Genomic DNA, 13,231 nt, shown 5'->3' on the forward strand with positions numbered 1-13,231 from the left:
ATGGGGGGATAAATGTGGAATCTCCAACTTTTGGAACTCATCTGCAAATCAATGGTGTAGAGAAACACTTTGGGAATCAGCAAGTTCTGCGCGGAATTGATCTTGAGGTGCAGCCTGGCGAGTTTGTAGCGATCATCGGCCGAAGCGGCTGCGGAAAAAGCACGCTGCTTCGTTTAATTGCCGGATTAGATGAGCCGACAGCTGGTGAGATCAAGGCTAACAGCGAATTGATGAAGGGATTAAATCCGGAGGTTCGCATTATGTTCCAAGATGCCAGACTTTTGCCTTGGAAACGCGTAATTCAAAATGTAGCGATTGGCATGAAAAAAGAAGATTTACCTAAAGCGGAGTTAGCTCTAAAGCAGGTTGGTCTGATCGACAGGGCAAAAGAATGGCCTCACGTTTTATCAGGAGGACAAAAACAACGGGTGGCACTTGCAAGAGCATTAGCAAGCAAGCCAAGGCTGTTGTTATTGGATGAACCATTAGGTGCGTTAGATGCTTTAACACGCATTGAAATGCAGCGTTTGATCGAACGATTATGGAAGGAGCAAGGATTTACAGCTTTGCTGATTACACATGATGTGGAAGAAGCGGTAGCAATGGCAGATCGAGTGGTGTTGATAGAGGATGGAAAAATTGCGATGGATACACCGATTAAATTTCCTCGTCCTAGGCAGCGCGGTAATGCCGCATTTGCAGCCCTCGTCGAAAAGATTTTGCGCCGCGTAATGGGTGAGGAAGAAAACACACCAGCTGTCTATGCAAGGCAATCAACGTAATAAGCTTAATAATCATTAAAGGGGGATTTACTAATGAAAATTATCAGAAAAAGTATGTTTTTAAGTTTGATTTTCCTTTTAGTGCTTTGGATTTCAGGCTGCGGCAGCAAGGAGGAGGCAAATGAGACCTCCAATGCGGAAAAATCAAATGCCAAAGCGGAAGAGGAGACATTACCAGACGAACTTAGAATTGGCTATCAAAAATCATCTATTTTGCTTTTCTTAAAGGAAAAAGGCAGCTTAGAAAAAATTTTGGCTGAAAAAGGAGTTAAAGTCACATGGCATGAATTTCAATCAGGACCGCCATTATTAGAGGCGTTGAATGCAGGAAAAATTGATGTAGGATATGTAGGCGGAGCACCTGCTGTACTTGCAGGAGCCGTTTCAGATTCTGAATTAGCCTATCTTGCCTATGAACCGGAAGTATATCGGGCGATTGTTGTTCCAAAAGATTCACCTATTCAAAAGATAGAAGATTTAAAAGGGAAGAAGGTTGCTTTTGGTAAAGGATCAAGCGCACATTATTTGCTCCTTACTGCTTTAGAGAGTGTAGGGCTGACTTTGAATGATATTACTCCTGTCTATTTACAGCCTTCAGATGCTAGAGGAGCTTTTGAACGCGGCAATGTGGATGCATGGGTGATTTGGGATCCATATCTTGCGGACGCAGAAGAAAGTGGAGGTGCTAGAATCATTGCCGATGCAAAAGGTCTCCCGCGTCAATATGGATTTATTGTAGGAAGACGCGATTATTTTCAAGAAAATCGTGAACTTCGAAATTTAGTGATCAGTGAACTAGAGAAGGTTCACAAAGAGATTCAAGCAGACAAACAAGGGGCTGCCGAAAACTTTTCACAGAAAACTGGCATTTCGAAAGATGTATGGAAGCAAACTTTGGAAAGAAGAGAATATGGAGTATTTGACATCACACCTGAAGTGGTGGATGCCCAACAGAAGCTTGCAGATACTTTTTTAGAGGCAGGATTGATAAACGAGAAAATAAATGTGCAAGATGCTGTTCTTTCAGATTAACGAAGCAAGAAAGTGGTCATTTCATGCTTTATAAGTTATAATGACCCTGAAACGGAATGTTCAAAAGAAAGATCCATGCGATAACGATTGACAAGCGCAAATAGTTGTCCTTTTACAAATGGAGGTGTTTATCCCTCCATTTGTTTTTGTGGAGAACAGTTGTCCTTATCTTCACGGAAGCGGTAATGGCCGGTTTGCAAGCGGGCTGTCTGTGAACCTTGAGGCCGTTTTTCTTTTCAAAATTTTTTTCATTGAATGAGATAATCTTTTCGCTGCGGGAAAGGATGTAATGAATGGAAATTACCCGTAAAAATCCAAACTCGTTTTTAACGAAAACAAACGGCTATTTGCAAGGGTATTCGTACAGTTTAAATCCGTATGTCGGCTGTTCATACGGCTGCCATTATTGTTATGTACAAAAGCTTCCAGTCGCATTGTTTAAGAAAAAAGAGTGGGGAACATGGGTTGAAATAAAGGATGAAAAGCCAAACCAATTTTTAGGCGAATTGAAGCGGGCCAAGAAGAAAGGGAAAGTGACGATTTTCATGTCATCCTCAACAGACCCTTACCAGCCGCTGGAAGCGAAGGAATTACGAACAAGAAGGCTCCTTGAAGTGATAGCAGAAATGCCTCCGGACTTTTTATTTGTCCAGACGAGAAGCCCGCTTGTCACTAGAGATATTGATATCTTTCAAAAATTGGGGGATCGGGTGCTTGTCAGCATTACCGTTGAAACGGACAGAGATGATGTGCGCAAAATTTTTTCTCCAAAGGCGCCGCCGATTCAAGCTAGGATCAATGCGCTTAAAAAACTAAATGAAGAGAACATTCCGTCACAGGCGGCAGTTTCTCCTGTACTGCCTTTTTCTCCTAATTTTACGAATCTATTACGGAATGCGACGAAACGAGTCTGTTTAGATGATTTCTTTTTAGGAGATGGAAGCGGCGGAAGACGATCACAGGCGCTCGGTTTGTCAAAGCTTTTTTCGCAAATTGGAGAAGAAGAATGGTTTTCCCCTGAAAACATCGAATATGTGAAAGACTTATTTTTACATGTGTTTGCGAAAGATCAGCTGTTCATTTCTAGGCAAGGCTTCATTCCGCCCGATGGGAGTCATGAAGAATGATCGATTCTCATATTCATTTGGATCAATACGATCCAAAAACTATTGATGAGCAAATCAAAAAGTGGCAGGAAGCGGGCATTACTCATGTTGTGGCCGTTTCAACCGATTTAACATCCGCCTATAAAACGCTTGAATTGAAGCAGAAACATGAAGATTTTATTATAGCAGCTGCCGGCTTTCACCCTGAACAGGAGATTCTTGAAGAACGGGAGCTTGAAGAGCTTCTATCGCTGATTCGAACAGAGAGGGCGATTTCAGCTGTCGGGGAAATTGGTTTGCCGTATTATGAAAAAGAGCGATTATTTGCAAAGTATTCGGAACAAACTTATATAGATGTCTTGAAGGAATTTTTTAAAATCAGCGTTGAACATTCACTGCCAGTTGCCTTGCATGCAGTTCATGAAGATGCGGAAAAAGCTTTCCATCTTTTGCAAAAACATCAAGTGAAAAAAGCGCATTTTCATTGGCTTAAAGCGGCATCATCTGTAGTGAAGGAAATTTGTAAACAACACTATTATATTTCTGTGACTCCGGAAGTTTGCTACCGCCTGCGCGATCAGCAGCTTGCTGAACAAGTTCCGATGGATCAGCTGCTTATTGAGACGGACGGCCCTTGGCGGTATGGGGGAGCGTTTAAAAATGTTGACACAACCCCGTTATTTTTAAAGGAAATTTGCCGCAAATTGGCGAATATTAAAAAGAGGCCGCGTGAAGATATTGTGCGCACAACTGCAAATAATGCGAAAAAACTTTATCTTAATTGGGGGTAGAACATGAAGCTTGTCACTGCAAATATTCACGACAGAACGTTTATCGGACTAATTTTTAACGAAGATTCGGTTATTGATATTCAAAAAGCGGAACTGAAGCTTTATGAATCGGAAATATCGCCTGCATCGCTGCAAGCGTGCATTGAAATGGGTGAAAAATTTGTCCGCCATATTGAAGCATTACAGGAATGGGTTGCGAAGGAAAAAGAAAGGGAGACATATGTCTATCCGCTGTCAGCTGTTAAACTCCAAGCACCGATTCCACGACCGAAGAAAAACATTATGTGCGTCGGTAAAAACTACCGTGACCATGTTGCGGAAATGGGAAGCGAAAGTGATATTCCTTCCGATTTGATTCTGTTTTCCAAACCTTCAACTTCCGTTATTGCTCATGAAGGAGAAATTGATCCTCATCTTTATTTAACCGACGAACTTGATTATGAAGGGGAACTTGCAGTTGTCATTGGGAAAAAAGGAAAACAAATTCGCGAAGAAGAAGCCTATGACTACGTTTTTGGATATACGATCATCAATGATGTCACAGCAAGAGATTTGCAAGCTCGCCACAAACAATATTTTTTAGGAAAAAGCTTGGATACATCATGCCCGATGGGACCGTATATTGTACATAAATCGGCTGTTTCGAATCCACAGCATCTGTCTATCGAGACGAAAGTTAATGGCGAAATTCGGCAGCAAGCCAATACAAATCAAATGATTTTCCCGATTAAACGGATCATTTCCATCATTTCTCAAGGCATGACTCTTGAACCGGGAGATATCATTGCAACAGGTACACCTGCGGGAGTCGGAAAAGGCTTCAATCCGCCGAAATTATTAAAGCCTGGCGACACTGTCGAAATTACGGTAGAAGGAATTGGCACGTTGAGAAATAAAGTCAAGGAAATTTAATAGCGAAAGGACGGGCAAGAGTGAGCCCCTTTAATCTTTCGTTTTAGTGCGTCTTTGTCAATTTAGTGAAATCATTTTATTTATCATAGTAATTGCTATGTTTTTGGATGATCATTTGATATGATGAATGTGGACTTGCAAGTATAGATGGGGGAGGGCATTTATGACACATTTGCATATTACATCATGGGTCATTTTGCTGATTTTGTTTTTCATTGCGTTTGCCAAACCTTCAAAAGGTTTGCATATGGCTGTGCGAATCTTTTATTTAATCGTGTTGGCAACTGGACTTGAATTAATTTTCCGCTATAATGTGTTCAGCATGGCCAACTATGTAGGGGAATATGTCGCTAAAATTTTCCTTGCCATTGTTTTGATCGGGCTTATGGAAATGGTTTTGGGCAAAAAGAAGAGAAACGAATCGTCCAAAGGCATTTGGATCGGCTTTTGGATTGTGCTGATTCTCGTCATTTTGCTTGGATTTAGACTGCCTCTTACTTTTTAAAAAATATGTTGATGCAAAAATATAGGAGCGTATTTCGCAGGGGCTGTCTTAGAAAGTCAAATCGCCATTGAAAACAAAAAATCATAAACACCGATATATATCAACGTTTCTAAAACATTAATGGGGGCGTCAATAAGCCGTAAAAACGACTTATTAGACACCCCCCTATTATTTTTCTTTCTTGTCTTTGACAATAAAAACCAGCCTTAAAAAAACATCCAAATCCTATAATTATTAGAATTATATGGCCTATATGTTAAAAAATGTTTCTTATACTTTTAAACCGGGACAGGTTTACGGACTCTTTGGTAAAAACGGATCCGGTAAAACTATGCTACTTCGTACTTTAGCTGGATTAGTTATTCCTACTGAAGGTGAGGTTATAATTAATAATCAAGTATTACATAAAGATATATCCTTCCCCAAAAGCGTTGGGATCATTATAGAAAATATGGCGTTATTGCCACAGTATGATGCGTACACAAATCTTTTTATTTTATCAAAAATAAAAAAAGTTGCCACAAAACACGATATTGAAGAAGCTATAAAAAGAGTCGGACTAGATCCATTTTCTAAGCTAAAAGTAAAAAAATATTCTTTAGGAATGAAGCAAAGACTTAATATTGCACAGGCGATATTCGAAAAGCCTGATATTCTCCTTTTGGATGAACCTACCAATGCGCTTGATGATAAAGGAGTAGAATTAATCCAAGACCTGCTTTTAGAAGAAAAGAAAAGAGGAGCGATTATAATAATTGCTAGCCATCTTAAAGAGGATATTGAACCCTTATGTGATTTTAGTTTGAAGATGAATGAGGGGAACTTAGTTTATGAATAAATTTAAATTTACTATTTTCATTTTTATAGTAGTGATATGTTCGTTCATTATCGCTTATCTTTATATTACTGATTTCATAAATCGCTATAAAGAAGTAGAACCAAAGGAAATGACTTTAAAAAGCGGAGAATATATTGTAGGAGAAGATATGAATCAAGGGATTTATGATATAGAAGTAATAAATGGGAAAATTAAATTTATGCAAAAAGAATTATCCGCAAAAGATAAAATATTAGGTGTTGAGTTGACTAATGGAGAACATATTGGGGTAGAAGGAAAAGGAAAAGTGAGACTTTCTCCTGCAAACTTTGAAACAATAAAGATGAGTAAAGCAGGACAATATGAAATTCATCATTCAGGATTTTATAAAATAGGATTACAGCTACCCGAGGGAGAATATATATTAAGTTATGCCGGAAAAACAGAGAAAGAAAAACCATTTGTTCAAATCTTATCATCTAATAGGGAAGTTCTTAATACGTACGATTTCGAAGATAAGAAAAATTATAAAATCGTTCCTAAAAAAGGTGATATATTAGAAATTAATAAATGTTTATTTTTTGAATCTGATAGCATCGTAATTAATTTAAAACCATTATAAATGAAAATCTTAAATTGTAATAGAGACACACCAACTATAAACTCCTTCTACTGTATTTCGTTTGATGCTAGTCTGTTACTGGCAATGAAGCTCGTATACTATTTCTCTCAGCTTTACATGGAGCAGCGGGTAGGAAAGGCTTGTATGTCTGGAAAAACTCTGCAACTTGCCCCTTTTGCCAGAAGCATGCCCGCAGAGGCTTTATGTCAAGCGACAAGATGTGTGAAACAAATTATTAAATATCTTTGTTTGTCTTTTCATCCATTTTCAAATGCCAAAAACATCTGCACTCCCCCTATCAATTGCAAAGCTTTCATTACTCCGACTGTCTTAAAAGTACTTTTTAACTAAATCCTTTTTTCCTTGAATTGCAGTTATGAAATAGAGCTGACAAAGCTTCGTTCCCCTGTGCTTACAGTGAATTCAAACAGGTCTTTTTGTTTGTCTCCCCGATGGAAAAAATGCTGAACTGCACAAAGAGAATCCGTATTATCAAATATAAAAACAGAAGCGCCTTTCATCGGTTTGTTTCCATGGTGATACAACAATTGATTGTGGCAGTAAATGATGTCATAAACGGAAAAGGATAAAGCATTTAAATGGTGTACAAACATTATAAAGCTTTCATCATCCAATTCATTTAAAAAAGAATGAAATGCATAGGGGAATGTCTTCTTGATTCGAATTTTTCCGCCTGACCGCAAGTATTCTTCCTTATTATGTCCAATATCAACCCATCGGCCGTTTTTCAAAAGTTCAATGTGCTGATCGTTTAAATCATCAAGAGAAATTTGTTCGTCATCTTCATCATCGATCAAAATCGGTTTTGCTTGAAGCATTTCAACGGTTGCAGTCCGAAAACTCCTTTTTTGTTTATGGAGAAGGTCATTTTTTACGTCCGAAAACAATATGAACACCTCAATACTTTTTATTGATTGTTTTAGACAAAATGCTTTCTTTTTATACAAATGGGCAGGTAACATTGAACTTTTTTTGCATACAATAGCTACATCTTTCATGTTATAGATAGTGGGGTGATAAGCATATGTGTGGAATTGCTGGCTGGGTAAATTTTCAACAATCACTTTTCCAAAATACTGAAATAATGGAAGACATGATTGATACGTTAAGCAAAAGAGGGCCTGATGATACAAATATTTGGGGAAAGAAGCACGTATTGTTCGGGCATAAAAGACTTGTTGTCATTGACCCGGAATGCGGTCGACAGCCGATGACAAAACAAAAAGAAGATAATTCCTACACGATTTGTTATAACGGCGAGCTATACAATACGGAAGATATTCGCAAAGAATTATTGAAAAAAGGCTATACGTTTCGCGGCCACTCAGATACGGAAGTTCTTTTAGCTTCATACATGGAGTGGAAAGAAGAATGTGTGCACCATTTAAACGGAATTTATGCTTTTGCCGTTTGGGATTCAGCAGATGAAAAATTATTTATAGCACGCGACCGTCTTGGCGTTAAACCGCTCTTTTTTTATGAAAACAACGGTAATTTTCTGTTCGCTTCTGAAATAAAAGCCCTTTTAGCCAATCCTGAAGTCGATGCTTTGCTCGATCAGGAAGGGCTGCAAGAAATTATGGCGCTGGGGCCGTCGAGATCTCCCGGTTCAGGCGTTTTTAAAGGAATCGAAGAGCTTAGACCCGCCCATGCCCTCGTTTTTAATCGAGATGGCTTAAAAATATGGAGGTATTGGAACGTTAAAAGCCATCCGCATGAGGATTCTTTTGAAGAAACGGTCGAAAAAGTGCGTGAATTACTAATAGATGCCGTCACAAGACAGCTTGTCAGCGATGTTCCGCTATGCACGTTTTTATCGGGAGGATTGGATTCGAGCGCCATTACAGCGATTGCCGCCAGGACATTTGAAAAGGAAGGAAAGGGGCATCTTCATACTTATTCAATTGATTACGAAGGGAATTCTGAGTATTTTCAACAAAGCGAGTTTCAGCCGAATGCTGATGCCTACTGGATTCATTTAATGAAGGAATCTTTTCAAACCATTCATCACGAATGTATCATGACACAGGAAGAGCTTGTCTCATATTTGCAGGAAGCAGTTGAAGTCCGTGATCTTCCGGGGATGGCGGACGTCGATTCTTCACTTCTTTGGTTTTGCCGGCAAATTAATAAGGACTTTGTCGTGAGCTTGTCGGGAGAATGTGCGGACGAAATTTTCGGCGGATATCCGTGGTTTTATCGTCATGAGGAATTGGCAAGAGAAGGATTTCCGTGGATTCGTTCATTAGATGAGAGGATCAAGCTGCTCCGGAACGATTGGCAAAAAAAGCTGAATATAAAAGAATATGCTTTAAGGCAATATGAAAAAACGATTGAAGAAACACCTGTTTTAGATGGAGAACCTGAAACGGAAAGAAAAAGGCGGGAGCTTTTTTACTTAAATATGATATGGTTTATGACAACATTGCTTGACCGAAAGGATCGCATGAGCATGGGGGCATCGCTTGAAGTGCGCGTTCCGTTTGCAGATCACCGGCTTGTCGAATACGTCTGGAATATTCCGTGGGAATGGAAACGATATGGCGATCGGGAAAAAGGCCTATTACGGAAAAGCTTAGAAGATCTTTTGCCGAAGGAGGTTGTCTACAGGAAAAAAAGCCCGTATCCGAAAACACATCATCCGAAATATACGAAGCTTGTAAAAGAACAGCTTGAAAACGTATTGGCCATGAAAGACTCCATATTGCACGAGCTTTTCGATGGGATTGCATTAAATAAATTAGTAGAGACAGACGGTGCATCTTTTCAACGTCCATGGTACGGACAGCTGATGACGGGACCGCAGCTGTTAGCCTATCTTTGGCAAATTCACATTTGGTTTGAAAAGTACCGGATTAATATCATTTGATGAATTTAGGGAAAATGAGGCTGTCTTAGAAAGTCAAATTGCCATTGAAAACAAAAAATCATACACACCGATATATCAACGTTTTTAACACATTAATGGGGGCGTCAATAAGCCGTAAAAACGACTTATTAGACACCCCCTTGCTTTTTATAATAAAGAAGGACAAACATGTTCAGCATGTTATAATGTTTTTTATAATGAAATTCAAAAATGATCTGCAAGGGGAGCGGGAGGGGAGAGATATATAAACATTTTGTAGAAACTGAATGATTCATCGGTAGAAAAAAGATTTTTATGAAAATGATGAACGTTTTCAAAAATTTTCTAATGTCTAGGAATCAAGCAGGGAGAGAAGCTTACAATAAGATCCGAATTTGGCCTGGTACGGTTCATGTTGTAAGAGAATAGTTCAAGAAGATCATGAATGAAAAATTAACTGACCTAACTTTTTGAATACGTTGACGAACTGTTTGATCGTGGCGCAATCCAGGCAAAATGATGTAGGTAACGCAATGATTTCAAACATGTAAACTTATTTTTCAGTTAGCATGGAAGGAATAAAGGCTCTTTCAAATGAAACGGGGATAAGCCAGCGAGTGATTCGCGAGGCTTATAAAGAAAAACTCATCGGAAAAGGGGATAAATCCCATCAAACATTACATACATTCGATGAGAAGATTGACAGCAAACCAAAACAGATGCAACACCGCTTGCCGATTTTGCGGAAGAGTTGAAGCGGCGAACTTAGATGAATTGAGCGACAAGCATGGATTTTGCTGACATAAGGAGGATTTTGACGAGTGAAAAAAGGATTGATTTTCATTTTGTGTGTTTCATTGCTTTTTTGTTTTTCAGCGACTGCTAGCGCTGTAAACTTGCAGGATGAGTCAATTTATCACGTAGCAGTTGACCGCTTTTACAATGGAACGACGGCCAATGACGGCGAAAGAAAGGGCGGTCTTGAACATTTTCTTGGGGGTGACTTGCAAGGGGTGATCAAAAAGCTGGATTACATAAAAGGAATGGGCTTTACAATCGTTTCATTATCACCAATATTTCAAAATGAGGCAAACGGCTTTCATGGGAAATGGGTGAAAGACTTTAAAAAAGTGGACGAGCATTTTGGAACAATGCAGGATTTAAAACAGCTGACAAAGGAAGCACATAAACGTGATCTAAAGGTCATGATAGATTTTGTTTTCGAAACAGGACCGAACCACCCTTGGCTGTCTGATCCAGCTAAAAAAGAATGGTTTGTTGAAGGAAGTACGACATTCGATGTTTCTCGCCCCGACGTTCAAGCATTTATAATCGATGTCGCTAAATGGTGGATCAAACAAAGTGATATTGACGGGTATCGGTTGATTGACGCGAATCGAACTGAACCTCAATTTTTAAAAAAAATGGCTGAAGAAGTTAAGTCTGTCAAAAAAGATTTCGTTTTAGTGGCAGATATTGGCGGGGGTGATCCGAATACATATCAAAACAGTGGAATCGATGCCGTGATGAATACCTATTTTGCGAAAAATGCGCAAAAATCATTTTCGAATGTGGATGAACCGCTTTCAGGATTGGACGGGTTTACGCAATCCAATCTGCCTGTCGTTTCGTTTTTAGATGACGAGGATATCGTTCGTTTTACAAGAAAAGCTGTTGAGAATGAAGCGTTTCCAGTGACAAGATTAAAACTTGCCTTGACGTATTTATATACTTTACCGGCTGTTCCTTTTGTTTATTACGGGACGGAGATTGCATTGGATGGCGGAAATGGAGCAGTCAATTATCGGATGATGGATTTTCGCACGAGCACCGAAATAGTCGAGTACATAACAAATTTAGCCGACATTCGCAAAATCCTGCCTTCTCTCCGAACAGGGCAATATCATTTGTTGTATGAAAAGGACGGCATGCTCGTTTATCAATTAAAAAGCGGTGATGAAACATCCATTATTGCCATTAACAACACATCGCAAACAAAAAGCGTAACGATCGGATTTCGATATTTGCCGGATAATCACGAATTGAGAGGGTATTTAAAAGGGGGAAGCATAAAAAGTTCAAAGGACGGATACACGATCACTTTGGAACGGGAAACATCGGAGATTTTTAAACTGGACGAACAAAAAGGCGCGAGCATCCCTTTTATTTCCATTTTGGTCGGAGTCCCAGTTTTGTTTATCCTTTTCTTATATGCCGCATATAAAAAAGGGAAGGGAAAACAGCCGTCGTAAAATGCAAAATAAAAAGCTGATCCCTTAAAGGTGCAAAAAAAGGACAAACTCGTCTTGATTTGCCATTTTTAAGCTGCTTCTATGTACACATAGGCTTTAAACAGGAATTTTTCAACTGAAAGCTTCGGGGCGGAAAGTTCGCCTATCACATCTTCCTTTTCATATTGAGATGTTGGAAAAGAAGCCTAATTCTTCCTTTTTGAACGCAAAAAAGCCCCTTCCTCATATCAAGACGCTGGAAAAGGAGCGGCTCCATTTAAAGTGGGTAAAACAATATTGATCAATGGATAACAGATTAGGAAAGAGGGCTTCTTATCAATAGCTTGTGAATTTGGAACAAGCTTTTGCTCGCTTTTTCGTTGTGACGCTTGTATTTTAATTTTAAAGGATGCAATGTTTTTTCACGTTTATGTTGTAGGCTTGTGCTTTTTCTCATAAGATGGGAGTAATAGAAAAAGGGGAGGAGAAATGTATGAAGCCGCTTCGCTTACGGGGGCATCATTTATTATGTGTGCACGGATTTCGCGGAATGGGATATAGTCCATCGTTTGTAGAGAAGATGTGGGAAGTAGTTACAAAAATTCGTGATGAAGAGCAAGACTTTCCCATTCAAGTCGTCTCTGCACTTGATGATGCGTGCATGGCATGTCCGCACCATGGAGAATCGACGTGCCAAGCGGATCCGAATTCAAATGAGCATGTGATTTCCATGGATCAAAAAGTAATCCGCCATTTAGGCATTGAAGAAAATGGGATTTACTTAAAATCGGAATTATTGGGGCTCACGGCCCAAAAAGTAGTCCCTGACGACTTAGATTACTTATGTGCGAATTGCTCCTGGCTTCCGCACGGTGTATGCAAAGAAGGCATCGCCAATGTCCGTAACGGGAATATTGCGCAAAAGGAAGCTAAGTAGCTTTTTTCGGTTTTCGTCACTGCCAAATCTGTCAGTGTAGCTGATTGCGGCTTTTCAAAATTATTGGTGCATATTGGCGCAATCTTGTTGAAATTTTGTACTCTTTTTCGTCTTCGTCATCTTTTACATAATCCAAGTATTAGCGAAACCATGTTGAGATTTTGCCCCTGTTAAGCAGGAAATAGCCTCTGCGTGGAAATAGCCGAGCGACAATTCGGCTATTCTAATTTTAAACACGGAGGCTATGCTTCTTCACTATAATACTGCAAGCTTTGTAGAAAGCTGTTTCTGTTTCTTTTCTATAGGAATCATGAATGAAGATGTCATAAAGGTTTGCAACATTTGTTGTCCGATGGATCATAAGCGGTCAGCTTAAAAGAAGGGTGCTTCCATGACGATTTTTCTTTCGAGCTCGGGAACTGGATTAATAAGTTGGAGGAAAACTAGATTGTTTGAAACGCTCTGTATCGGACGACGATAAGATTTGAATTAATAAGTTGGAGGCAAACGGATTGAGCAGCACTTCACCGTTTTTATACTCTTTCACTAGGGATTCGCACTGTGATCGAAGTTGACCAACACCAGTAGGCTCCTAAATTAGAAACTGATGGAAGGTGCCATTTTTAT

Annotated in this window: 12 protein-coding genes; 11 read left to right on the forward strand and 1 reads right to left on the reverse strand. The window is 39.4% G+C overall.

Annotation, left to right across the window (positions count from 1 at the left end):
* The first annotated feature begins 14 nt into the window (after positions 1 to 14).
* The 8 genes from RI196_RS05180 to RI196_RS05215 all read left to right on the forward strand — a co-directional run bounded on the left by RI196_RS05180 (position 15) and on the right by RI196_RS05215 (position 6,567).
* Positions 15 to 782, forward strand: a complete 768-nt coding sequence (locus tag RI196_RS05180) for an ATP-binding cassette domain-containing protein (protein WP_235600403.1) — start codon at positions 15 to 17, stop codon at positions 780 to 782.
* A gap of 33 nt (positions 783 to 815) precedes the next feature.
* Positions 816 to 1,814 (forward strand): aliphatic sulfonate ABC transporter substrate-binding protein, encoded by a 999-nt coding sequence (locus RI196_RS05185; protein WP_186439323.1) that lies wholly within the window; start codon positions 816 to 818, stop codon positions 1,812 to 1,814.
* Positions 1,815 to 2,107: 293 nt separating this feature from the next.
* Positions 2,108 to 2,941, forward strand: a complete 834-nt coding sequence (locus RI196_RS05190; protein ID WP_311067021.1) for an SPL family radical SAM protein — start codon at positions 2,108 to 2,110, stop codon at positions 2,939 to 2,941.
* Positions 2,938 to 3,711 (forward strand): TatD family hydrolase, encoded by a 774-nt coding sequence (locus tag RI196_RS05195; RefSeq protein WP_311067022.1) that lies wholly within the window; start codon positions 2,938 to 2,940, stop codon positions 3,709 to 3,711. Before RI196_RS05190 ends, RI196_RS05195 begins: the two co-directional genes overlap by 4 nt.
* Before the next feature lie 3 nt (positions 3,712 to 3,714).
* Complete coding sequence (locus tag RI196_RS05200) at positions 3,715 to 4,623, forward strand: fumarylacetoacetate hydrolase family protein (protein ID WP_063386644.1); 909 nt, start codon at positions 3,715 to 3,717, stop codon at positions 4,621 to 4,623.
* Positions 4,624 to 4,786: 163 nt separating this feature from the next.
* Positions 4,787 to 5,128, forward strand: a complete 342-nt coding sequence (locus RI196_RS05205; RefSeq protein ID WP_063386645.1) for a YisL family protein — start codon at positions 4,787 to 4,789, stop codon at positions 5,126 to 5,128.
* Positions 5,129 to 5,381: 253 nt separating this feature from the next.
* Entirely contained in the window at positions 5,382 to 5,966 is a 585-nt protein-coding gene (locus tag RI196_RS05210; protein WP_311067023.1) for an ATP-binding cassette domain-containing protein, read from the forward strand.
* The gene (locus RI196_RS05215) at positions 5,959 to 6,567 is read left to right on the forward strand and encodes a hypothetical protein (RefSeq protein ID WP_311067024.1); all 609 of its coding nucleotides are present in this window, start codon (positions 5,959 to 5,961) and stop codon (positions 6,565 to 6,567) included. Before RI196_RS05210 ends, RI196_RS05215 begins: the two co-directional genes overlap by 8 nt.
* Positions 6,568 to 6,941: 374 nt before the next feature.
* Here the strand turns inward: RI196_RS05215 and RI196_RS05220 are convergent, their stop codons facing one another.
* Positions 6,942 to 7,475, reverse strand: coding sequence for a DUF2777 family protein (locus RI196_RS05220; RefSeq protein ID WP_063387038.1), 534 nt, complete (start codon positions 7,473 to 7,475; stop codon positions 6,942 to 6,944).
* 137 nt (positions 7,476 to 7,612) lie between these two features.
* On the opposite strand from RI196_RS05220, the gene asnB reads away from it, so the two are divergent.
* From asnB to RI196_RS05235, 3 genes are all read left to right on the forward strand, one after another.
* Positions 7,613 to 9,457 carry an asparagine synthase (glutamine-hydrolyzing) gene (gene asnB, locus RI196_RS05225; protein WP_311067025.1) on the forward strand — a complete coding sequence of 615 codons (1,845 nt, stop codon included), beginning with the start codon at positions 7,613 to 7,615 and terminating at the stop codon, positions 9,455 to 9,457.
* An 800-nt stretch (positions 9,458 to 10,257) separates the two neighbouring features.
* Positions 10,258 to 11,688: an alpha-amylase family glycosyl hydrolase gene (locus RI196_RS05230; RefSeq protein ID WP_311067026.1), complete on the forward strand. Its 1,431-nt coding sequence runs from the start codon at positions 10,258 to 10,260 to the stop codon at positions 11,686 to 11,688.
* 472 nt (positions 11,689 to 12,160) lie between these two features.
* Positions 12,161 to 12,604: a DUF1284 domain-containing protein gene (locus RI196_RS05235; RefSeq protein ID WP_130158619.1), complete on the forward strand. Its 444-nt coding sequence runs from the start codon at positions 12,161 to 12,163 to the stop codon at positions 12,602 to 12,604.
* Positions 12,605 to 13,231: the final 627 nt, after the last annotated feature.

Source organism: Aeribacillus composti (assembly GCF_031760945.1).
GTDB classification, from domain to species: Bacteria; Bacillota; Bacilli; order Bacillales; family Aeribacillaceae; genus Aeribacillus; species Aeribacillus composti.